General features: G+C 39.0%; 27 protein-coding genes and 1 riboswitch. Of the genes, 20 read left to right on the forward strand and 7 right to left on the reverse strand.

The genetic code is table 11. From position 1 onward, the window contains the following. Window positions 1-79 precede the first annotated feature (79 nt). Window positions 80-2,059, forward strand: a complete 1,980-nt coding sequence (gene mltG, locus SCSH_RS02840; protein ID WP_057490384.1) for an endolytic transglycosylase MltG — start codon at window positions 80-82, stop codon at window positions 2,057-2,059. A gap of 356 nt (window positions 2,060-2,415) precedes the next feature. Continuing rightward, window positions 2,416-2,898, forward strand: a complete 483-nt coding sequence (greA, locus tag SCSH_RS02845) for a transcription elongation factor GreA (RefSeq protein ID WP_057490385.1) — start codon at window positions 2,416-2,418, stop codon at window positions 2,896-2,898. A gap of 119 nt (window positions 2,899-3,017) precedes the next feature. Here greA and yidC read toward each other — a convergent pair whose 3' ends face one another. Together yidC and SCSH_RS02855 are read right to left on the reverse strand one after the other, a co-directional pair. Beyond that, a complete protein-coding gene (yidC, locus tag SCSH_RS02850; RefSeq protein ID WP_057490386.1) occupies window positions 3,018-3,950 on the reverse strand; it encodes a membrane protein insertase YidC in 933 nt (310 codons plus the stop codon). Between the two features lie 90 nt (window positions 3,951-4,040). Continuing rightward, window positions 4,041-4,319, reverse strand: a complete 279-nt coding sequence (locus tag SCSH_RS02855; RefSeq protein ID WP_057490387.1) for an acylphosphatase — start codon at window positions 4,317-4,319, stop codon at window positions 4,041-4,043. A 32-nt stretch (window positions 4,320-4,351) separates the two neighbouring features. On the opposite strand from SCSH_RS02855, the gene SCSH_RS02860 reads away from it, so the two are divergent. From SCSH_RS02860 to yidD, 15 genes are all read left to right on the forward strand, one after another. Continuing rightward, window positions 4,352-5,092: a TrmH family RNA methyltransferase gene (locus tag SCSH_RS02860; protein WP_057490388.1), complete on the forward strand. Its 741-nt coding sequence runs from the start codon at window positions 4,352-4,354 to the stop codon at window positions 5,090-5,092. A gap of 34 nt (window positions 5,093-5,126) precedes the next feature. Next, the gene (locus tag SCSH_RS02865; RefSeq protein WP_057490389.1) at window positions 5,127-5,630 is read left to right on the forward strand and encodes an HD domain-containing protein; all 504 of its coding nucleotides are present in this window, start codon (window positions 5,127-5,129) and stop codon (window positions 5,628-5,630) included. Window positions 5,631-5,651: 21 nt separating this feature from the next. After that, complete coding sequence (locus tag SCSH_RS02870; protein ID WP_057490390.1) at window positions 5,652-6,341, forward strand: Bax inhibitor-1/YccA family protein; 690 nt, start codon at window positions 5,652-5,654, stop codon at window positions 6,339-6,341. Between the two features lie 95 nt (window positions 6,342-6,436). Beyond that, a complete protein-coding gene (locus SCSH_RS02875) occupies window positions 6,437-7,231 on the forward strand; it encodes an SDR family NAD(P)-dependent oxidoreductase (protein WP_057490391.1) in 795 nt (264 codons plus the stop codon). 59 nt (window positions 7,232-7,290) lie between these two features. Further along, the gene (locus tag SCSH_RS02880) at window positions 7,291-8,541 is read left to right on the forward strand and encodes a diaminopimelate decarboxylase (protein WP_057490392.1); all 1,251 of its coding nucleotides are present in this window, start codon (window positions 7,291-7,293) and stop codon (window positions 8,539-8,541) included. Window positions 8,542-8,662: 121 nt separating this feature from the next. Continuing rightward, the gene (locus SCSH_RS02885; RefSeq protein ID WP_057490393.1) at window positions 8,663-8,911 is read left to right on the forward strand and encodes a YneF family protein; all 249 of its coding nucleotides are present in this window, start codon (window positions 8,663-8,665) and stop codon (window positions 8,909-8,911) included. 51 nt (window positions 8,912-8,962) lie between these two features. After that, a complete protein-coding gene (gene racE, locus SCSH_RS02890; RefSeq protein WP_057490394.1) occupies window positions 8,963-9,757 on the forward strand; it encodes a glutamate racemase in 795 nt (264 codons plus the stop codon). Next, entirely contained in the window at window positions 9,754-10,734 is a 981-nt protein-coding gene (locus tag SCSH_RS02895) for a nucleoside-triphosphate diphosphatase (protein WP_057490395.1), read from the forward strand. Before racE ends, SCSH_RS02895 begins: the two co-directional genes overlap by 4 nt. After that, window positions 10,716-11,234 carry a metallophosphoesterase gene (locus SCSH_RS02900; RefSeq protein ID WP_057490396.1) on the forward strand — a complete coding sequence of 173 codons (519 nt, stop codon included), beginning with the start codon at window positions 10,716-10,718 and terminating at the stop codon, window positions 11,232-11,234. The genes SCSH_RS02895 and SCSH_RS02900 overlap by 19 nt, the downstream gene beginning before the upstream one ends. Then, window positions 11,231-11,692, forward strand: a complete 462-nt coding sequence (gene cbpB / locus SCSH_RS02905; protein ID WP_057490397.1) for a cyclic-di-AMP-binding protein CbpB — start codon at window positions 11,231-11,233, stop codon at window positions 11,690-11,692. The genes SCSH_RS02900 and cbpB overlap by 4 nt, the downstream gene beginning before the upstream one ends. Beyond that, complete coding sequence (gene xerD / locus SCSH_RS02910; RefSeq protein WP_057490398.1) at window positions 11,689-12,429, forward strand: site-specific tyrosine recombinase XerD; 741 nt, start codon at window positions 11,689-11,691, stop codon at window positions 12,427-12,429. The genes cbpB and xerD overlap by 4 nt, the downstream gene beginning before the upstream one ends. Next, on the forward strand, window positions 12,429-13,136 hold the full coding sequence (locus SCSH_RS02915) for a segregation/condensation protein A (protein ID WP_057490399.1): 708 nt from the start codon (window positions 12,429-12,431) through the stop codon (window positions 13,134-13,136). Before xerD ends, SCSH_RS02915 begins: the two co-directional genes overlap by 1 nt. Then, window positions 13,133-13,723, forward strand: a complete 591-nt coding sequence (gene scpB, locus SCSH_RS02920) for an SMC-Scp complex subunit ScpB (RefSeq protein WP_057490400.1) — start codon at window positions 13,133-13,135, stop codon at window positions 13,721-13,723. Before SCSH_RS02915 ends, scpB begins: the two co-directional genes overlap by 4 nt. After that, complete coding sequence (locus SCSH_RS02925; RefSeq protein ID WP_057490401.1) at window positions 13,710-14,438, forward strand: pseudouridine synthase; 729 nt, start codon at window positions 13,710-13,712, stop codon at window positions 14,436-14,438. Before scpB ends, SCSH_RS02925 begins: the two co-directional genes overlap by 14 nt. After that, window positions 14,435-14,677 (forward strand): membrane protein insertion efficiency factor YidD, encoded by a 243-nt coding sequence (gene yidD / locus SCSH_RS02930; protein WP_057490402.1) that lies wholly within the window; start codon window positions 14,435-14,437, stop codon window positions 14,675-14,677. The genes SCSH_RS02925 and yidD overlap by 4 nt, the downstream gene beginning before the upstream one ends. An 81-nt stretch (window positions 14,678-14,758) precedes the next feature. On the opposite strand, the gene SCSH_RS02935 is transcribed toward yidD, so the two are convergent. Both SCSH_RS02935 and trkA read right to left on the reverse strand, forming a co-directional pair. After that, the gene (locus tag SCSH_RS02935) at window positions 14,759-16,198 is read right to left on the reverse strand and encodes a TrkH family potassium uptake protein (protein WP_057490403.1); all 1,440 of its coding nucleotides are present in this window, start codon (window positions 16,196-16,198) and stop codon (window positions 14,759-14,761) included. A 5-nt stretch (window positions 16,199-16,203) separates the two neighbouring features. Further along, the gene (gene trkA / locus SCSH_RS02940; protein WP_057490404.1) at window positions 16,204-17,559 is read right to left on the reverse strand and encodes a Trk system potassium transporter TrkA; all 1,356 of its coding nucleotides are present in this window, start codon (window positions 17,557-17,559) and stop codon (window positions 16,204-16,206) included. Between the two features lie 334 nt (window positions 17,560-17,893). Here trkA and SCSH_RS02945 point away from each other — a divergent pair, with 334 nt between their 5' ends. Further along, the gene (locus SCSH_RS02945) at window positions 17,894-18,442 is read left to right on the forward strand and encodes a tRNA (cytidine(34)-2'-O)-methyltransferase (protein WP_057490405.1); all 549 of its coding nucleotides are present in this window, start codon (window positions 17,894-17,896) and stop codon (window positions 18,440-18,442) included. A gap of 143 nt (window positions 18,443-18,585) precedes the next feature. Here the strand turns inward: SCSH_RS02945 and SCSH_RS02950 are convergent, their stop codons facing one another. Genes SCSH_RS02950 through SCSH_RS02960 form a run of 3 tightly spaced genes read right to left on the reverse strand, consistent with a single transcriptional unit; the run spans window position 18,586 to window position 20,319 of the window. Further along, window positions 18,586-19,413, reverse strand: a complete 828-nt coding sequence (locus SCSH_RS02950) for a DUF4097 family beta strand repeat-containing protein (protein WP_057490406.1) — start codon at window positions 19,411-19,413, stop codon at window positions 18,586-18,588. Next, window positions 19,410-20,006, reverse strand: coding sequence for a DUF1700 domain-containing protein (locus tag SCSH_RS02955; protein ID WP_057490407.1), 597 nt, complete (start codon window positions 20,004-20,006; stop codon window positions 19,410-19,412). The genes SCSH_RS02950 and SCSH_RS02955 overlap by 4 nt, the downstream gene beginning before the upstream one ends. Then, the gene (locus SCSH_RS02960; RefSeq protein WP_057490408.1) at window positions 19,993-20,319 is read right to left on the reverse strand and encodes a PadR family transcriptional regulator; all 327 of its coding nucleotides are present in this window, start codon (window positions 20,317-20,319) and stop codon (window positions 19,993-19,995) included. The genes SCSH_RS02955 and SCSH_RS02960 overlap by 14 nt, the downstream gene beginning before the upstream one ends. A gap of 170 nt (window positions 20,320-20,489) precedes the next feature. Next, window positions 20,490-20,698, forward strand: a riboswitch (FMN riboswitch). A 69-nt stretch (window positions 20,699-20,767) separates the two neighbouring features. Between SCSH_RS02960 and SCSH_RS02965 the strand changes: the two genes are divergently transcribed. Together SCSH_RS02965 and SCSH_RS02970 are read left to right on the forward strand one after the other, a co-directional pair. After that, the gene (locus SCSH_RS02965; protein ID WP_057490409.1) at window positions 20,768-21,340 is read left to right on the forward strand and encodes an ECF transporter S component; all 573 of its coding nucleotides are present in this window, start codon (window positions 20,768-20,770) and stop codon (window positions 21,338-21,340) included. Further along, the gene (locus SCSH_RS02970) at window positions 21,330-21,986 is read left to right on the forward strand and encodes a phosphatase PAP2 family protein (protein WP_057490410.1); all 657 of its coding nucleotides are present in this window, start codon (window positions 21,330-21,332) and stop codon (window positions 21,984-21,986) included. The genes SCSH_RS02965 and SCSH_RS02970 overlap by 11 nt, the downstream gene beginning before the upstream one ends. Window positions 21,987-22,351 lie beyond the last annotated feature (365 nt).

The following is a 22,351-nucleotide window of genomic DNA, read 5'->3' on the forward strand; positions in this document are numbered from 1 at the left end:
GTAACAAAAAATTGGTAAGATTGCCTTTAAAGCGTTTTTAGGTTATAATAGCCTGTGATAAACATTAGGAGGTTAAGCTTTGACTGATCATATCTTTAATGACAAAGAGAAGAAAAAAGCTCAACAGACAAAAAGTTTTAAAGAACAGATATTAGCAGATATGGAGAAGGCTCGCAGGAAACGTAAAGCTCGGCAGTCAGAAACAGAAGAACGTGAGAGTTCATCTGCCAGCAATTTCCAGCAGTCTCAAGAGTCACTCAGCACGACAGCAAAGGAAGAAAAAGCACCTACTGTTATGCCTGTTCCAGAAGGGAAGATTACAGATGAGGTTGTAGATGATGTTTTATCCAATTTAGATGAAATCTTTTCGCCAGAGTCAAATGCTGCTCCGGTAGATAATAAAAAGACGGCCGCTCAAAAAACGTCACATTCGGTTAAGCGTTCAGATTCTGTCCCATCATCAAAGGAACCTCAAAATACTAAATCCCATCCATCTGAAAAGCTTCAATCTAATCTTGCTGATACTGTTTCAGAAGCGCTCATCGCTAAGGCTTCTTCTGATAATTTAGAGGTAAAGGTCAAAACAACAGACAATTGGATTGATGATGGAAAGGCGGAGGATTGGCAATTACCTTCTGATTTTATAGAAAAACATCAAAACAAAAATAATACCGAGGAAGAGACCAAAGAATTACTTGTGTCAGATTTGGTGTCTAAGTCTGAACCAGAATCTCAGTCTAAACCTAAAGATAAAGAAAAGCCAGAAAAAACGCCTGAACCTGAGCCTAAAGGGAAAGAAGAGGAGGCAGCTACAATTACTAAAAAACCTCAAAAATCTAAAGGTAAGCAATCTTCTAAGAAAAAAGCTTCTAAGAAGAAAACGGCCAACCTGAATCAGAAACGGCAGCAGCGGCACAAAAAAACAAACAGACTGGCAAGAAAAATTTCAACCGTCTTAATAACTTTGATTCTTATTTTGCTGCTAGGATTTGGAGGGCTTGGCTATTATTATGTTTCAAGTGCCCTCAAGCCTTTGGACGCTAAATCGACCAAGTATATTCAAGTAGAAATTCCAAGTGGCTCAGGAAATCGAATGATTGGCCAGATTCTTGAAAAGGCTGGTGTTATTAAAAATGCAGCTGTTTTCAACTACTATACCAAATTCCGTAATTATGGCAATCTGCAGAGCGGTTATTATAATTTGCAAAAAAGCATGTCCTTGGATGACATCGCTAAAGCCCTTCAAAAGGGCGGAACAACGACACCTCAGGCTCCTGTTATGGGGAAAATTTTGATTCCTGAAGGTTATACCATTAAGCAAATTTCCCGAGCGATCACCAAGAATGCCAATACCAAGAAAAAAACAGATAAAACGCCTTTTACGTCAAAAGAATTTTTAGAGACAATTAAAAATAAAGATTTTATCAGCAGGATGGTGAAGAAATATCCTAAACTCTTGGGCAGTCTGCCGGATGCTTCTAAGGTAGATTATCAGTTGGAGGGCTACCTGTTCCCAGCCACCTATAATTATGAAAAGAAAACCAGTGTTGAAGATTTGATTGACAGCATGCTGGCTGCTATGGATGCCAATATGCAAAATTATTATGATACAATTGAATCAAAAGGCAAGAATGTCAATGAGATTTTGACAATGGCTTCCCTAGTTGAAAAGGAAGGGTCAACAGATGATGATCGTAGAAAAATTGCCAGCGTCTTCTACAATCGTATTGACCAAGACATGCCTCTTCAGTCCAATATTGCTATTCTTTATGCAATGGGGAAACTAGGTGAAAAAACAACCTTAAAAGAGGATGCTAATATTGACACTAAAATCAATTCCCCTTACAATGTTTATACTAACAAGGGCTTGATGCCTGGTGCAGTAGATAATCCTGGCCTGTCCGCAATTAAAGCAACAGTGGAGCCAGAATCTACAGATAATCTTTATTTTGTAGCAGATGTTACAACAGGTGAAGTTTACTATGCTAAAACCTTCGAAGAGCACTCTGCTAATGTTGAAAAATATGTCAACAAGAAAATAGATGACTCAAGCAAATGAGTCACTTAGAATGCTGGAGAATTTTATTTATTCCTTCCAGCATGAAGCAATCAATAGTCTTACCTTAAAGACAGCAAGCAGCTGACTTTTGCAGATTTGTACTTTTTAGATAGTACAGGCTTTCTGTAATTCAGTCGGTTTTACTTGCGCAGGGGTGGACGGCAAGCTTTGCAGCTTGAGTATTTGCAAAAGTTTGTCCCCACTCCCTTTTCATGTCCTTATACTCAATAAAAATCAAAATAGACTAGGTGACAAGCTGCAGACTGTACTAGGATACGGCAAAGCAAAGGAAGCAACCTATAGCTTTGATTTTTGAAGAGTGTTAAATATTTAAATATAGAAAAGAGAGAATACCTATGTCAGAAAAAACTTATCCCATGACCCTTGCTGAAAAAGAAAAACTTGAGCAGGAACTCGAAGAATTAAAATTAGTTCGCCGTCCAGAGGTTATTGAGCGTATTAAAATTGCTCGTTCTTACGGTGATTTGTCAGAAAACAGTGAGTATGAAGCTGCCAAGGATGAACAGGCTTTTGTTGAGGGGCAGATTTCAAGTATTGAAACAAAGATTCGCTATGCTGAAATTGTTGACAGCGATGCCGTGGCTAAAAATGAAGTTGCCATCGGCAAAACGGTTGTTGTCCGTGAAGTCGGCACAACAGATGAAGATACTTATTCTATTGTTGGTGCTGCCGGTGCAGATGTCTTTGCTGGGAAGATTTCTAATGAAAGTCCTATTGCGCAGGCCTTGATTGGAAAGAAAACTGGAGATAAGGTAATGATTGAGTCTCCAGCAGGCAGCTATGAAGTTGAAATTATTAAAGTTAGAAAATCAAATTAATTAAAAGTCATATAAAAAGAGTCTGCACAATGAACAGACTCTTTTTATATGACTAAGTTTACTAAGGAACAAATCGATTGCCTTAAAAAATTGCTGCTTAAAATTGTTCTTTTGCAGGTCTATTTTCTGCTGCGCTGTTTACCAGCATTGCGGTTTGATTTGTGCTTTCTAGGAGCTGTAATTGCTTGGCTGCTAGCCGCATTTTTAGGAGTAACATCTTTACGGGTATTAGATTTGAACGGTTTAGGAGGATTCTTTTCAAATTCCTCATCAATCTGTTGGCGAAGTTTAGGCTTGATAATATGATTTGTCAGCAACTGCTGAATAAGTCCAAAAACACCACTGATTAGCCAGTAGAGGGCACCCCCAGCAGGAGCACTCATGGAAATGAATATCATCATAATGGGCATGACCAACATCATGCCTTTCATTTGCTGCTGCTGTGTTTCAGGGACACTTCGCGCAGATAGCCATGATTGGATAAAGTAAAGAATTCCGATAGTGATTGTGATAATCAGACTTGGGCTGCCAAGATTAATGCCAAGAAAACTGTGGCCGGCAATTCCTTTGGTATAGCGGGTAGCATAGAAAAGAGCCGAGAAGAAAGGCATCTGAATTAAGAGGGGCAGACATCCAAAACTGCCAAACATGCTGATGCCGTAGTGTCGCTGAGCTTCCATCAGCTCAGTCTGCGCTGCTAATTTTTCTTCCTGTGTCTGAGCCTTCTTCATTCGTTCTTGAATAGGGTCAAAAACAGGTTTAAGGTAGGCCATTTTTTCTGTTTGATAGGTCATTTTTTTGACTTGGCTCAGCCCCAATGGCAGAATGAGCAGACGGACAACAATAGTAACAATAATGATTGCAAAGCCAAAGCCGATTCCTAAGTCATTGGCCAAATATTTAATAACATTGCCCATGGGCTCAACTAAAAGGTTGTAGACCCAGCCATCACCGGTCGGTTTGCCGTTTTTAGTCTGTACGCAGCCCGATAAGAAAAAGAGCATTGACAGAGCTAAGCCTGAAAATAAAAGTCGTTTATAAGTTTTTTTCACGATAATCTTCCTTTGTTTTAATAATACCTATCTATTTTACTGTTTTTTGCTAAAATTCTCAATAGTTCTTAGGAATGATTTTAGACTAAGTTAATTAGCCATTCTAAAATCGTGATAATCAGCAAAATTAGCCATATTGACATCTACGTAAGTCACTTTTGAAAAAGGTGAGGGACCTTTTCTGACTTCCTGGATAAATTTCGCAATTTTTTCAGAACTTTCAGACTGTGCTAAAATTTCAACCGTACCATCATCATTATTCCAAACACGGCCGTAAATATCACCTATTTCCAAAGCAAGACTGTAGGTTGAATAGCGAAAACCGACACCTTGGACACGGCCTGAGACGACTAATCTGACTTTTTGCATACTTCTTTCTCCTTTTTTGCTATAATATCCTTATGACTATTATAACCTCAAAAGCCAATTCCTTGGTTAAAAAAACGAAAAAATTATTACAAAAAAAATACCGCAAAGAGTCCTATTTAATCGAAGGCTGGCATCTTTTTGAAGAGGCTAAGGCTCATGGGGCTGAAATTCTAAATGTTTTTGTTTTACAGGACTATGCTTTTAAGGTGGTCGACTTAGCCAATGTTTTTATTGTATCAGAGGATATTTTAAAAGATTTGTCTGCCTCAAAAACACCGCAAGGAATTGTTGCTGAAGTGGCTTTGCCCGAGTCAAAGCTGCCGCAGGACTTTCAGGGGAAATATCTGATTTTAGAGGATGTTCAAGATCCTGGAAATGTAGGAACCATGATTCGAACAGCTGATGCCGCTGGTTTTGATGCTGTCTTTATTTCTGAAAAGACGGCTGATATCTATAATCTAAAAACCCTTCGTTCCATGCAGGGCAGTCATTTTCATCTGCCTGTCTACAGGGTTAAGCTGCTAGATGTAATGGTACTTTTGAAAGAAGCCGGAGTTTTAACCATCGCTACGACCCTGTCGGAAAACTCTCTTGACTACCGAACTTTGGATAACAATGAAAACTTTGCACTGATTATGGGAAATGAGGGGCAAGGGATTTCTCACGAAATGGCTAAGCAGGCGGATATTTTGACGCATATTAACATGCCTGGTCAGGCAGAAAGTCTGAATGTTGCCGTCGCTGCTGCCATAATTATTTTTAGCTTAATTTAAGCTGATATGGTATAATGATAAAGAGGTGACCGTCATGAAGAAATACGAACAGGACGAAGAATTCATGAAACTGGTAGGGCACTTAATTGCCCATCCGCGTTTTAAAAAACTGGATGGAATTGTTCAGCACCATCATTCGACGCGTTCAGAGCATTCCATTAATGTCAGCTACACTAGTTACAAGATCGCCAAAAAATTTGGCTGGGATGCCAGAAGCACTGCCCGCGGTGGGCTGCTGCACGATCTATTTTATTACGATTGGCGGGACACCAAGTTTAACAAAAGTCATGCCTGGGTGCATCCTAGGATTGCTGTTAAAAATGCCCGCAAGCTGACCAAGCTTAATAAAAGAGAAGAAGATATTATCTTAAAGCATATGTGGGGAGCTACTATTGCTCCGCCTCGTTATAAGGAAGGCTATATCGTAACCATGGTCGATAAATACTGGGCTATTAAGGAAGCAATAACCCCTTTGCGCAATAAGTGGCAAAAACGCCGTATCCTGCGTCGTAAGTTTTTGGGTAGTCACAATCATTAGAAAATTTTTAGGAGAAAGTAAATGGATAACAATACAATTTATACACAAAGCGACAGCAACATTAGCAGTTTCTTTGCGAAGATTTACGGTTTAGTCGGAATGGGAATTGGCCTGTCAGCTCTTGTTTCTTATTTGATGCTTTATGTTTTTCGAGACAATATGATAGCTATCATGGCAAATGCTTCTTGGATTTATTACCTGGCTATTTTTGGAGAACTTGCTTTGGTTCTTGTGGCTAGCAGTGCTGCCCGCAAAAATAGTCCTGCAGCTTTACCGCTGTTTCTGAGCTATTCTGCCTTGAATGGCTTTACTCTCAGTTTTATCATTGCTCTTTATACGCAGACAACAGTTTTGCAGGCCTTTGTTTCATCAGCTGCTGTTTTCTTTGCAATGGCTCTTATCGGTGTCACCGTGAAAAAAGATTTGTCTGGTATGGCTAAGGCTTTGATTGCTGCTTTAATTGGTATTATTATTGCCAGCCTGGTTAATATATTCATTGGCAGCGGTACGATGAGTTATGTCATTAGTATTCTTTCGGTATTGATTTTCTCAGGTCTCATTGCCTATGATAATCAGCTGATTAAACGTGTTTATGAACATACCGGCGGCAATGTCGGCGATGGTTGGGCTGTTTCAATGGCACTTAACCTCTACCTTGATTTTATTAACTTATTCTTGAACTTTTTGCGCTTGTTTGGCAATCGTAATTGATAAGAAAATTTAAAATAAGGCATCTCAAAGTCAATTATTTGAGATGATTTTTTAGTATAATCAAGACAAAAAGAAGAATTAGTGGGGTAATATCAATGTATTTTAAGGGAAAACGGATTGTCATTATTGGTGCAACAGGCGGCTTGGGTTCAGCTTATGCTGAACGCTTTTTAAAAGAAGGAGCTTATGTTTTTCTAGTGGGACGAAGTAAAGAAAAATTAGAAGCTCTTTGCCTGCAGCTATCGATGAAACTTCCGATTGTCAGTGCTGATATTACAAATGAAGAGTCTCTGGTTCATGCCGCTGAAAAAATAAAAGACTGGTCTGACAAGATTGACATTGTCATCAATGCTACAGGCTACGACGTTAGAAAGTCTTTATTAAAACATTCTCAGAAAGAGATTGAACAGAGCTTGTCGGTTAATCTTTTGGGAAGTATTTTGATGACAAAAGTTTTTCTCCCTTTGTTGAAGGATGAAAAAGGATCGACCATTGTACATTCAGGGGGCTTTGTTGATGGACGTCTGGCTTTTCCTTACTACAGCGCTGATGTTGCATCACGAGCTGGCTTATTCTCGTTTTTAGAATCTATGAATAGAGAATTAAAACAAGAAAAATCAACTATTCGTTTGACTTACTTCTGCCCCAATGCAGCTAATACAGAAGCAGAGATGCCCTTTCATAAGGTCTGGAAAGAGATGGGAATCCGTGTTTCATCAGTTGATGAAGTTGCTGGCGTGCTGCTAAGGGGACTTCGAAAGCAAAGGAAAGTTATTTTTATGGGAAGAGGGACGAGCCTGTTTGCCAAACTAAACCTGCTTTCACCACGTTTAGCAGACCGTTTGCTTCTAAACAAGTATGGTCGTATTCTGCAAAAATATTTAAGATAGGAAATAACAGAGCTTTATGCTATAATAGTCTTAATATTTTGAAAATTCGAGGATAAAAGATGAAAAGACCCTTTATTTCAGCAACAGACCTAGATAAGATTACAGCAGAATTTCCAACACCCTTTCACCTTTATGATGAAAAAGGCATTCGTGAAAAAGCTCGTGCAGTCAATAAAGCCTTTGCTTGGAATCCTGGTTTCAAGGAATTTTTTGCTGTTAAAGCGACACCAAATCCTGCTATCTTAAAGATTTTGAAAGAGGAAGGTTGCGGAGTGGATTGTGCGACAGATGTAGAGCTACTCATGAGTCATAAAATCGGTTTTGATAGCAGTGCTATCAGTTTTACGTCCAATGATACGCGTGCGTCTGAATTTGCCTATGCGCGTGAAATTGGGGCAACTATCAACCTTGACGCCTATGAAGATATTGCTTTTTTGGAAGAAGCAGCTGGGCTTCCCAAAACTGTTTCTCTACGTTACAATCCTGGCGGTGTCTTTACGCTGGGCACAGATATCATGGACAATCCAGAGGAATCTAAGTTTGGGATGACCAAAGCGCAGCTTTTTCAAGGTTATAAAGACTTGAAAGCTAAAGGTGTTCAGTCATTCGGCCTTCACGCCTTTCTTGCCTCAAATACAGTCACCAATGATTATTACCCAACCTTAGCTGCACAGCTCTTTAATCTTGCTGTTGAAATCAAGCAAGAACTTGGTATTAGTCTTGATTTCATCAACCTTTCAGGCGGTGTTGGTGTGGACTATACGCCAGCTGACCAGCAAAACGACATTGCAGTCATTGGTGAGGGTGTCCATCGCGTCTTTGACGAGATTTTGGTAGCAAACGGTTTGGGTCACATCAGCATCTACACAGAGCTTGGACGCTTCATGCTGGCTCCTCATGGTCTTTTGGTGACAAAGGTTTTGCACCGTAAGAAAACTTATCGCAACTATGTTGGTGTTGACGCATCAGCGGTGAATTTGCTGCGCCCTGCTATGTACGGTGCCTATCATCACATTACTAACATGACCAATCCAAATGGCAAGGTCGAAGTTGTTGACGTGGTTGGTTCGCTCTGTGAAAACAATGATAAATTTGCCAAACAGCGGGAATTGCCTGAGGCACGCATTGGAGATACTCTGGTTATCCATGACAGTGGAGCCCACGGCTTTTCAATGGGTTACAATTACAACGGCCGCCTGCGTTCAGCTGAAATTCTTTTCCAAGAAGATGGTTCAGCTCGTATGATTCGCCGTGCAGAGACGCCAGAAGATTACTTGGCAACGCTCTACGGTTTTGATTTTGAGAAATGATAATTTGTTGACTGGACTACAAAAAGCTCTTTACTGTGCTTTGATTCTTTTATGTTATTTTATTTGTGAAAGGTTTTCAAATCTGATATAATATTCATGTAAAAAAATTAGGAGACTTAAAATGAACACTTTTCTTTGGATTTTATTAGTTATTATAGCCCTGCTGGTAGGACTTGTCGGAGGAACTTTTATCGCCCGCAGGCAAATGGAAAAATATTTAGAAGAAAATCCGCCGCTTAATGAAGATGTTATTCGCAATATGATGAGCCAAATGGGGCAAAAACCAAGCGAAGCCAAAGTACAGCAAGTTGTCCGTCAAATGAATAAACAGCAAAAAGCAGCTAAAGCAAAGGCTAAAAAGAAGAAATAAATCTTTTATAAGACTGGGTTTTCCTAGTCTTATTTTAGAAAGAAGACAAGTATGGATAACAGACCGATTGGCTTTTTAGATTCTGGTGTGGGAGGCTTAACCGTTGTGCGTGAGCTTATGCGTCAGCTTCCTCATGAAGAGGTTGTCTATATTGGGGATTCAGCGCGTGCCCCTTATGGACCTCGTCCAGCTGAACAGATTAAAAGATATACATGGGAATTGGTAAATTTTCTCCTAACTAAAAATGTTAAAATGATTGTCTTTGCCTGCAATACCGCGACAGCAGTCGCTTGGGAAGAAGTTAAGGAAAGACTTGATATTCCGGTTTTAGGAGTTATTTTGCCGGGATCAAGCGCAGCTATTAAATCTACTGTATCCGGAAAAATTGGTGTCATTGGGACGCCTATGACTATTAAATCTAATATTTATGAAAAAAAGATACTGGATTTGTCGCCGCAGATGACTGTGCTTAGCCTAGCCTGTCCTAAGTTTGTTCCTATTGTTGAGTCTAATGAGATTCATTCCAGTGTAGCCAAAAAAATTGTTTATGAAAACCTGGCTCCCTTAGCTGGGAAAATTGATACGCTTGTGCTGGGCTGTACGCATTATCCACTTTTGAAAGCAATTATTCAAAATGTTATGGGGCCAAGTGTCAAGCTGATTGACAGCGGAGCAGAATGTGTCCGCGATATTTCTGTGCTGTTGAATTATTTTGAAATTAATCACAGCCGCAACCTTGAAAAATTAGAACATCGTTTTTATACAACGGCCAGTGTATCCGGCTTTAAAGAAATTGCTGACGACTGGCTGCCTATGACGATTGAAGTGGAGCATGTTACCTTATGAATCCAAAAATATATGATTATAAAGATGAGCAGAATTGGTTTATTGGCAAATGCTCTGAGACAGGCTCATCAGTATATTATCAAGAAGAAGCGAAGAAGACTTATGCCTCTCTTGAAAGAGATCTGAGAAGTTTGTTTGATGAAGGAACTTCCTTGATGCTGACTGTTGTTAAAATTACTTCTGCCATGGCCTTGGTTCAGTTTATTTTAGATATTATCAATGATCAGCAACAGCATACCTACAAAGCTAGCAGTCATAAAGGAGCTATACTGGTCACAGAAAATGACCGTTTGGTTTTGGTCTGCCTGCCTAAAAACGGACTTTTAATCAGTGATTTCTTTGGTGAAGAAAAGACCAAGCCTGCTGAGCTTGGAGATACCATCCTAATTGCAACTCGCAATGAAGGAAAGACTAAGGAATTTAGTCAGATGTTTGCTAAGCTGGGACTTAAAGTTGAAAACCTTAATCAGTATCCTGAACTTCCTGAAGTTGAAGAAACAGGTCTAACTTTTGAAGAGAATGCTCGGCTTAAGGCAGAAACGATTTCTAAGCTGACGGGCAAGGTAGTCTTAGCTGATGATTCAGGACTTCAGGTTGATATTCTGGGTGGTTTGCCGGGTGTCTGGTCAGCACGTTTTTCAGGTCCTGATGCCACGGATCAAAAAAACAATGCCAAGCTTTTGCATGAACTAGCCATGGTATTTGATCTTAAAGATCGTTCGGCTCACTTTCATACGACTTTAGTAGTTGCTGCTCCTGATAAGGACAGTCTGGTTGTCGAGGCTGACTGGCCAGGTTATATTGGTATGGAAGCTAGAGGCAGTAACGGTTTTGGTTATGATCCGCTGTTTATCGTAGGAGACAGTGGCAAAACAGCAGCTGAGCTTTCCGAACAGGAAAAGAATGACATTTCTCACAGAGGACAAGCAGTTAAAAAGCTTATGGAGGTATTCCCGACATGGCAGAACGCACATTAATCATTATGAGTGATTCACATGGTGATCGGCAAATTGTAAAAGAAATCAAAGAACGCTATCTCGGCAAGGCAGACGCTATTTTTCACAATGGGGATTCTGAGCTGCCTGCCAGTGATCCCATTTGGGAAGGCATTCAGGTAGTTTGCGGTAATTGTGATTTTGGCGACTATCCAGACTCTCTTGTAACCGACTTGCCTGGATTGACGGTTGCTCAGACACATGGTCACTTGTTTAATATTAATTTTGGTTTTGAACGACTGGATCTTTGGGCTCAAGAAGAAGATGCAGATATTTGCACTTATGGGCATCTTCACAGACCAGCTGTCTGGAAAAATGGTAAAACTGTTTTTATCAATCCAGGCAGTGTCTCTCAGCCTCGCGGGGAAATTAATGAGCGCCTTTATGCAAGGGTATGTTTTGATGAAAATACCATTAAAGTAGACTATTTCACACGGGATCACGAGATCTATCCGCCACTTTCACAGGAAATAAGACGATGATAGCAAAAGAATTTGAACATTTTTTAAAACCGTTTTTGGAAAATGACCTGACTCCGGCTGAAGAATTGGCGATCTTTATTGATACCCATAACACAGCTCATGTTATGCTGCTCCTTGCCAATAATGGCTTTTCACGGGTTCCTGTCATTACTAAAGACAAGAAATACATTGGCACTATCAGCATGTCAGATATTATTAGGTATCAGCAGGAAAATGATATTGACGATGAAAAACTGGCTATGTTGGATATCTCTTATATGACTAATGGCAGTTACGCTACTGTGGGGCCTAATGCTGATCTGACGGAAGTGATGCACAAGTTAGTAGATGCTAATTTTCTGCCGGTTGTTGAAGCAGACGGTACCTTTTTAGGTATCATTACACGAAAAGTTATTTTAAAGGCACTAAACAGCCTGCTTCATGAATTTACGAATGAATACACACTGATAAAAAAATGATAAGACTTATTCCAGAATTTATTGCTAGTAAATCCCTATCTTCGAATTCGCAAAAATCTTACCTCTACGATCTGCAGCAGTTTGCAGAAATTACTAAAGGGACAGTGAGTCAAAGCAAACTTAAGCTTTATGAGCAATCTTTGGCTGATTTAAAGGTATCAGCTAAAAAGCGTAAAATCTCAGCGGTTAACCAGTTTTTATTCTTTCTTTATGAGCGTGAAGAACTGGATCATTTTTACAAGATAAGAAATAAGGAAAAACTACCTCTTGCAAAATCTGTTTATCAGGAGACCGATCTGTCTGTTCTCTATCAGGAGACTCTAGATCGTACCGGGCAGCTCATAGCTCTTTTGATTGTGGAATTAGGACTGTCTCCAAGTGATATTATTGGATTGAAATGGGAAAATATCTCCCTAGATTTTCAGGTATTAACAGTAACAAGCAATAAATCAATGCGGGTCTTGGAGCTGTCTGACTCACTGCTGATTCACCTTGTAGAACAGCAAAAGGAGGCTGTTTACTTATTTGACAACAAGGGAGGTCCTTATTCGCGCCAGTGGCTTTTTAACAAATTAAGCCATTATCTGACAGCAGTCGGTTTAAATGAAATGACTGCCCAAAAATTGCGGGAACAATATATTATTAGGTCTAAGAATAAGGGAGTCAGTATTATGGACTTGGTCAAACAACTTGGCCTTAAGAGTCCAGTAACACTGGAAAAGTATTTTAAAAACTGATGGATATTAAATTAAAAGATTTTGAGGGGCCCTTGGATTTACTTTTACATTTGGTCTCTAAATACGAAGTAGATATTTACGATGTTCCGATTGTTGACGTTATTGAGCAATATCTGGCTTATATTGCAACGCTGCAAGCCATGAAGCTTGAAGTGGCTGGTGAATACATGGTTATGGCCAGCCAATTAATGCTGATTAAAAGTCGCAAATTGCTCCCTAAGGTTGTTGAAAGTGTTGAACCTGAGGAAGATCCGGAACTGCAACTGTTGCAGCAAATTGAAGAATATAGGACTTATAAACTTTTAGGGGAACAGCTGGCCCTTAAACACAGTGAGCGGGCACAGCATTTTTCCAAGCCCAAATTAGAGCTGATTTATGATGATGTGGAACTTAGGCAGGATAAATCAGTTGTGGATATTTTTCTAGCCTTTTCAAAGGTCATGGCTGAAAAACAAGAAGAAATCAAAAACAGCCATACAACAATTGATAGTGATGACTACCGCATTGAAGATATGATGCTGGTTGTCGAAGAAAAAGTTTCCAGCCAAAAGGAGATTAATTTATCGCTTCTTTTTAAGGAAGCTGTTTCTGTTAATGAGATGATTACTGTCTTTTTAGCAACCTTAGAGTTAATCAAAGTTCATCGTGTCTCTGTCTGGCAGGAACATAATTTTAGTGATATCATTTTAAGAAAGGAAACTGCATGACCCCTCTGTCAAAGATAGAAGCGCTGCTGTTTGTAGCGGGTGAAGACGGACTTGGCCTGCGTCAGCTGGCTGCTCTCTTAGATATGCCTGTCCCGGCGCTGGTTCAGCAGCTGGAAAAACTGGCTCAGAAATATGAAGCAGACCAAGATTCTGCCCTGTACCTAATGGAATCTTCAAAAACTTATAAATTAGTCACTAAAAAGGACTATGCCGAGCTTTTGCGTCAGTATTCCAAAACTCCTATCAATCAGAGCCTGTCGCGAGCCAGCCTTGAGGTGCTGTCTATCATTGCTTATAAACAGCCTATTACTAGAATTGAGGTTGATGATATTCGGGGTGTCAATTCCAGTGGAGCTATTTCCAAACTTCAAGCTTTTGATCTAATCCGTGAAAATGGCAAAAAGGAAGTATTGGGAAGGCCAAACCTTTATGTGACGACGGATTATTTTTTAGACTATATGGGAATTAATAGTTTAGAAGAGCTGCCAGATGCTTCTGGTATTGAATTAAAAGATGAAGAATTTACGCTTTTTGATAGTAAGAAAAAAGCAGCTGAAGAAATAAAGGAAGAAAATGAGAATCAATAAATATATTGCACATGCCGGCGTTGCCAGCCGCCGCAAGGCTGAAGAGCTGATTAAACAAGGGCTGGTGACTCTTAACGGTCAAGTGATTACAGAACTGGCAACAACTGTCAAATCAGGAGATAAGGTTGAAATTGATGGCCAGCCTATTTATAATGAAGAAAAAGTTTATTACCTACTCAACAAACCGCGCGGCGTAATCTCCAGCGTCTCTGATGACAAGGGGCGAAAGACTGTCATTGATTTGCTGCCGCAAGTTAAAGAAAGAATTTATCCTGTCGGCCGTTTGGATTGGGATACGTCAGGTCTGTTGATTTTAACCAATGACGGGGACTTCACAGACAAAATGATTCATCCGCGTAATGAGATTGATAAGGTCTATGTGGCGCGTGTGAAAGGGATTGCGGATAAGAATAATCTGCGACCTTTAACACGTGGTGTACTCATTGATGGCAGAACAACCAAACCAGCGCGTTATACCATTCTTAAAACAGATCGAGAAAAGAACCGTTCAGTTGTTGAATTGGTTATTCATGAAGGGCGCAACCATCAGGTTAAGAAGATGTTTGAAGCGGTGGGTTTAACGGTTGATAAACTGTCACGGACGCGCTTTGGCACACTTGATTTGTCAGGTCTTCGTCCGGGAGAATCAAGACGCTTAAATAAAAAAGAAATCAGTCAGCTCTACAATGCAGCTGTCAATCAAACAAACAGATGAAAAAATTGCTAATTGCTCCAGTCAGATTTTATCAGAAATTCATCTCACCCTTTTTTCCTGCTTCTTGTCGCTATCGTCCAACTTGCTCAGCTTACATGATAGAAGCCATTGAAAAGCATGGTTTAAAAGGGGTCTTGATGGGAATTGCCAGAATTTTGCGCTGCCATCCTTTTGTAAATGGCGGCTATGATCCGGTGCCAGATCATTTCACCTTGCGAAGGAATAAAAGAAGGAAATAATACCTACTACTAAAAAATCCCTCCAAAAGTTCAAGTTTTATGACTTTTGGGGGATTTTTTGTTTTGTGAAATAGAAATAAATCAGATTTTCGACCAAGTTTTTGGAATAAAGAGCAGCAGCATAGGATATATTTCCAACCGCCCTGCAATCATTGCAAAAGATAAAACCAATTTTGAAAATGGACTGAAGATTGCAAAAGTCTTATCTGTTCCCAACATTGGTCCGATATTATTAAAGGCACTAGCAGCTGCACTAAAGACGACTAAAAATTTATTGCTGTCAAGTGTCAGAATAAAGACCAAGCCGATAAAAATAGCAAGATAGATAGTGAGATATTTAAGAACGCTATGCTGTATCCGTTTATCAAGCGGTTGATGGTTAATATGCAAGGACATTACTCGGTTGGGATAGAGATTAGAGAGAACTTGATTTTTGGCAATCTTTGATAAAATTAAAGACCGCATGACCTTAAAACCGCCAGCCGTTGATCCTGCTGAACCGCCTATAAACATCAAAAGGAGTAAAATAAATTGGGAAAATAGCGGCCAAACTGTTAGATTGGTAATGCCAAAGCCTGTTGTTGTAATAACAGTTGCCACTTGAAAGAAAGAAATTTCCAAACCTTTTGCAGCTGTGTTAAAGAGTCCGCCAACATTCAACCAGATCAAGAGAGTTGAGACTAAAACAATACCGATGTAAACTCGTAATTCCTCATCACCGAAGAAAGATTTAAACTTACGAATGAGGAGTAAGTAATAAAGATTAAAGTTAACTCCAAAGGCTAACATGCCAAGTGCAACAAGGTTTGTAATAAGTGAGCTGTGATAATGGGCGATGCTGTCATTGAAGACAGTGAAGCCACCAGTACCAGCCGTACCCATGGCAGTTACTAGACTGTCATAAAATGGCATACCGGCTACCCAAAGAATAAAAGCAAAGATAGTAAACATGGCCAGATAAATAATATAGAGAATCTGTGCTGTATCTTTCAGTTTGGAAACTACTTTGCCAAAAACTGGGCCTGGAACTTCTGCTCGCATGACTTCAAGGTGACTGTTTTTGCTGTTTTCCATAATGGCAAGGGCAAAAACCAGTACTCCCATTCCGCCGATAAGGTGAGTGAAACTGCGCCAAAACAGCAGGGAATGAGATAAGACAGACACATCTGGCAAGATAGTGGCTCCTGTTGTTGTAAAGCCAGAACTAACTTCAAAAAAAGCATCAATGATACTAGGAATTTGACCCGTAAAGACAAAAGGCAAGGCTCCAAAGAAGGACCAAAGCACCCAGCAAAGAGCAACAATCAAAAGACCTTCCTTGGTATAAATATGCCGGTTCTTTGGTTTGACAATAATTCCCATGCTTCCGATAAAAAGCAGTATAGCCATGGTTCCTAAAAGACTGAAAATAGTTGCTAGCTTTTCTTGGTAAATCAAAGCAACAATCAAAGGAACTATCAGAAGTGCAGCTTCAATAAGCAGTAATTTGGATAAGAGAAAGCGTACCATACTTTTATTCATAGCTCTTACCTCTTCAATAAATCGTAAATATGCGTAATATTTTTACGTAGTGTGATAACAACAATCTTATCACCGACTTCAAAAACATCATCGCCAGTTGGGAAAATAGTCTTGCCACGGCGAATAATAGCAGCAATCAGAATATTATTTTTCAGTTTGAGTGTGGATAAGGCTTTGCCAGCCATTTTGTTGGTTTGACGAATTTCAAACTGTAACGTTTCGATCTGACCATTAGCCACATGATGCAGTGCATCTAAATTAGAGTCTTGAGCATTAACCCGTCCGCGGATAAAGTGCATCATGGAATCTACGGCAATGCTCTTGGGAGTGATAATACTTGAAAACTGTTCAGGGTTGATAATTTCAAGAAGACTGGTGCGGTTGATTTTAGTAATATTTTTGGAAACCCCCAGTGTTTCTAAAAACATGGAAGCGATAATATTTTCTTCGTCAACACCAGTAAGAGTAGCAATGGCATCGTAATTAGCAGCACTTTCTTCTAAAAGAATGTCTTTAGCTGTCCCATCTCCCTGAACAACATGAATGTGAGGAAACTCTTGACTGAAAAATTCTGCTTTTTTAGCATCAACTTCAATAACTTTAACCCGCAGATGCTGGTTGGTTGTTTTGAGAATATTGAGCAGATAATAAGAAATCTTTCCTGCTCCAATAATCATCAAACTTTTAATCATTTTATTTTTGACAAAGTTATGGAAGTGAATCATGTCCATACGAGTGCCAGTTACAAAAATCTTATCACCGGCCTGAATAGTATCATCTCCATCAGGAATAATCAACTGGTGATCTCTTTCGATAGCACAGATAACAATGTTGCTGAATTTTTTGCGGAACTGATTCAAGGACATTTGACAAAGGTTATTGCTGTCAACAATCTTAAATTCCATCAGCATAACACGGCCATTGACGAAATGCTCTACAGACAAAGCATTAGGGAAATCAACCATGTTGGCAATATAACGAGCTGTTAGTAATTCTGGATTCACTACCAAAGAAAAACCAAGAAAGTTTTTGTCTTTAAAGTAGGCATTCGAATACTCAGGATTGCGAACCCGTACGATAGTCTCCTTGACTCCCATTTTTTTAGCAAGGACAGCAGCCACCATGTTAACTTCATCCTTATCTGTGATAGCAATGAAAATATCACAGTTTTGGACATTGGCCTGCTCCAGAATTCTAAAATTAGCGCCGTTACCGACAATTCCCATGATATCAAGACGTTTTGTCACATGATTGAGAACAGTTTCATTCTCTTCAATGAGAATAACATCATGTTTTTCTTCTACCAGCGAGCGGCAGAGAGCCTTTCCAACCTTACCGCCGCCAACGACAATAATTTTCATGATTTACCTCCAAATTATAATAACTATCATACCTCTTTTCAGGAGAAAATGCACTATTTTTCTATGAAAAAATGAAGGAAAGAGATTTTTAAAGTCAAAATATATTTTTTGAAAAGAAGGCCTTCTTTTCTGAAAAAAATTTTAAAATTTTTCTTACATCTTCTTGACATCTTTGACAAAAGTGATATACTATATACCAAGCTACTCATTGTTTTAAATCAAACCTGTTATGATTTAAGATAATGAGGCCCCACCACCACGTTACCTGCTGAGCTTAACTCCGGGTTTCGTGGTTCTTTTTTTGTGATAGATGTACTAAGAAAGATTGCATAAGATGAATATTGAAAAACTGGAAAAAGAAAATAAATCCCTGACTGTGGGTAAAAATCATGTTGTCTTATTTGAACCGCAAATTCCTGCTAATACCGGCAATATTGCCCGGACCTGTGCAGCAACTAACAGTCCCCTTCATATTATCCGTCCCATGGGCTTTCCTATTGATGATAAGAAAATGAAGCGAGCAGGCCTTGATTATTGGGATAAGCTGGATGTGCATCTGTATGACAGTCTTGAAGACTTTATGGACAGCTGTTCTGGCCAGCTGCACTTGGTTACAAAATTTGCAGAAAAAACTTACTCAGATGAACATTATGATGACGGTCTGACGCACTATTTTTTGTTTGGGCGTGAGGATAAGGGGCTCCCAGAAGCCTTTATGCGTCAGCACGCTGAAAAAGCACTGCGCATTCCTATGAATGATCAGCATGTCAGAAGCCTCAATTTGTCAAATGCGGTTTGCATGTTGGTTTATGAAGCCCTGCGTCAGCAGCAATTCACTGGTCTGGAGCTCAGTCATACTTATGCTGCAGATAAATTAAAATAATTAATGGCTTGCCATAGATATTATTTGCTCTGCTATTTTATAGAAATAAAGATAATAAAAAACACTTGAACGAACCTTCTAAAGGAATGATTCTTCAAGTGTTTTTGATTTTTGCTTAACAATCAATTAATGCTAATTTTTTTCTATTTAATGTGAACGTTTCCTGTATCACCATTAACGCTCAAGCGATTTTTACCAGAATAACCTTGCAATAACTGATGGCTAATATCGACATTGCCAATATCGGTTTTTGCTGAGACGATAGTAGTTTTGGCACTTTGAGATGAGAGTGAAACAGTAGTATTGCCGGTATTATTATTTATCTTAACTAGATTTAAGATAGTAAGATTTTTGCCAGTAATATTGCCAGTATCATCATCAATGTCTATATCTGATAAGGAACTGTTTTGAATATTAATATTGCCAACATTTGAAACGATTTTTCCTTTAGCTAATTGACTATTGTAACTATTAAAATTACCGGTGTCCTGTTGGACTGTAATCTTGTTTGCATGCAGGTTTTTTAGTGTGACGTCCCCAGTATTATTGTCAATAGAGACATTTTTTAATTCAGTATTTTTAGGTACAGCCAGAGTGATAGTAGAGACTTCATCTTGATGGAACCAATTGACAAAGTCGCTTAGCATGAGGAAATGAATCTTAAATCTTTCTTGTTGTTTTAAGATCAATTTTTGATGCTGTAGGCTGTGAGATATTTTTTCGTCTGACTTTTTATAATAAGTCAGTCTAAAGTGTTGATCTTGAGAAGGCTTAATTTTAATATTTCTTATGGATATATTCAAATCAAGTGATTGAATATTATCGAATTTAATTTCTTTCTTGAGGGGTTGTTCTTCTTTATTTTGTAATTTATTAACTCCACCTGATGTTAGACCAAATCCGATTAAAATAAGACCAAGGCAAGTCAGTATTAATCCAATCCTTAAGGTAATTTTCCATGATTTTCTCATACTCTGTACCCCCTTTTAAAACCACGTCTAATAATCCATTGACTCAATTTAACAAAAGCAAGCTTAAACCATTGAGCTAATAAAAGAGTAAGAAAAGCAAAGATTAAAGCTAAACCAAGTGAGAGCATGCTAGCACCTAAACCAAGGCTAAAGGTTGAAAGAGAACTAGAGAGCTTGAAAATAGCTTCCCAGATAAGAGCGAAGGCTGAAATAAAAGCGGTTAAACCAATACTGACTGTAATAACAATACCAGACAAGGCAAGAATAACGACAGAAAAGACAAGCACCAAGGCAGTAATAGTCAGAGGAAGCGCTATTGGTGCAGCTAAAATAGCTAGAATAGTTATCCAAATAATGTGTTTAGATCTAATCGAAAGTATATGATCTTCTTCAACTTTTTTATCTAGCAGCTGACTTAAAATTTCATAGGCTGCTTCCTTAGGATCTCCTAAATCCTGAATAACCTGAGCTTCATTTTCTGGACCTGCTTCTTCAAAATATTCTGTAAAGTAATCCATAGCTTCTTCATAATCAGCTTGCGGCAATTTTCTTAAATAATGATCTAACTGATTAAGATATTCAGTTTTTGTCATGGCGGATTCTCCCTTCTACAATACCATCAATAGTCGTTTTATAAACTGACCATTCCTTAGTCAGATAAACGAGATGTTGTTTTCCGGAATCGGTTAGACGATAATACTTTCGACGTCGTCCTTGGTGTTCTTGTGTGTAGGTGGTTAAATAACCTGCTTTTTCTAATTTTTTTAAGATAGGATATAAGGTAGATTCTTTGATACTGGCGATCAGTTTAATGGTTTGACTGATATCATAACCATAAGAATCATGTTTGCTGACAATAGCCAATATCAAGTATTCTATCAGCAGGGCTGAAACAGGGAAATACATTCACTTACCTCCTATATATAAATATTTTATATATAAAATATATACCCATTAACAACTTTTGTCAAGGGCTGTAGAGGTTTATATGAAAAAATTTTTAATAAACTAATGATTAAAAGTTCTAAATAATGAATAAGAAAACTTGTTATTGATGCTATTTTTTGGTATGCTATAAGTGTCTTCAGGGCAGGGTGCAATTCCCGACCGGCGGTGACTGATATTTTGAATGCTTTGCTTTTTCTGCTTGTTCAGCTTGCTCATCTAAAGCGGCGCTGTAAGGCAGGATAAGTGTAGGTGTTAAATTATCAGAAGTCCGCGAGCGTAAAGCTGATGTGGTGTGATTCCACAACCGACAGTAAAGTCTGGATGGGAGAAGACAAAGGGTTTTTTGTGTTTGGCATCCATACTCTTTGTAGCTTCTTTCGATTTGTAAAAATTGGAGGAATTTTTTATGAAAAGAACACAGATTTTAGCCATCATTGCGGTTTTATCGGCACTTTCTTTTGTACTTATGATTTTCAATTTTCCCATTATTCCGGGTGTTGATTTTTTGAAGCTTGATTTTAGTATCATTCCAATATTGTTAGGATTGGTACTGTTTGATTTAAAGAGTGCTTATGCGATTTTGCTGTTTAGGTCATTGCTGAAGCTGTTGTTGGACAATGGCGGTCCCGGAGGCATTATTGGTCTGCCCATGAATATGGCAGCACTGGGTGTCTTTGTCTTAGCATTTGGTCTGATTTGGAAAAGCAAGGAAGAAAAGAAAGCCTTTGTAATTGCCAGCGCTGTCGGAACAGTTGCAATGACTGTGATTATGGTTGTTTTGAACTATATCTATGCCATTCCGCTTTATGCTAAGTTTGCCGGATTTGACATTGCTAAATTCATTGGTATTGGAAAATACTTGGTTAGCATGGTCGTTCCCTTTAATCTTCTTGAAGGAATTATTTTTGCAGTCAGCTTTGCTCTTATTTACGCAGCAGCTAAACCCATTTTGAAAAATTATAGGATTCATGAAAAATAAACAACTTTATCTTTTAAGTGCCTCATTTGCGATTCTGCTCTTTTTTACGCTGGGATATATAGTTAAATTTTATCCTGATGCTTTAAAGGTTTTTGACAGCAGTGTGCAGGAGGCAGTGCGCGGCGACTTGCCTAAGGGCGCAACGATGTTTTTTAAAGCGGTAACTCAGCTGGGACATGAGACCTACATTTTGACTTATGTCTTTCTTATGGCTTTGCTCTGCTATTTTTGGAAAAAATGGAAGGCAGAGTCTTACTTTTTAGCTGGCAATCTCTTTTTAATGGGTATTTTTTCGACAGCTTTTAAATATTTGTATAATCGTGCAAGACCTGACCTTTACTATCTCATTGAAAAACCGATGGGTGCCTCCTTTCCAAGCTGGCATGCGGCATCAACCATGATTGTTGCTCTGAGCTTGGCCGCTATTGTTCAGCAGCGGATGACAAAAGAAGAGTCCAAGCGGATTGTACAGGCAATCCTAGTTCTCTTGGCGGTCTTAACAGCACTGTCACGGATTTATTTGGGAGTTCATTATCCTTCTGACATCGTGGGGGGCTGGCTGCTTGCCATCGCCATTGCCGCCTTTGTCTATCCTTTTTACGATCAAAAGCGTTTTGAATGGCGTTTTCAAGGCCGGCAGAAGTAGCATTAAAACTGGTATTAATAGTCTAACGGAGCTGTTCGTGATACTGTAAATGTATCCATGGAACAGTTCTTTTTTCTTAAAAAATGCCGGTAATACCAGTAGTTCATGTTATAATAAAGTTAATCAACAAAACTTTATTCAAAAAAAATAGATTAAAAAGGAGTGGGATCAAGCTCAAAAATGAAAATTTTGGTTTCTTTCTCACTCTCAATCACACTGCGTCAAGAGCTTATTCCAAAACAGAAATACTGGATGAGTTTTGAATCAGCCTCTTTGCGCAGCTGCCTTAGCGGTTTTAGCCGTAATACCAATAACAGATGAGCCATGAGCCGAAGGGAACCGATATTGTTTCCGTGAGGCGAATC

Origin of the sequence: Streptococcus orisasini (assembly GCF_001431045.1) — a bacterium.
Lineage (GTDB): Bacteria > Bacillota > Bacilli > Lactobacillales > Streptococcaceae > Streptococcus > Streptococcus orisasini.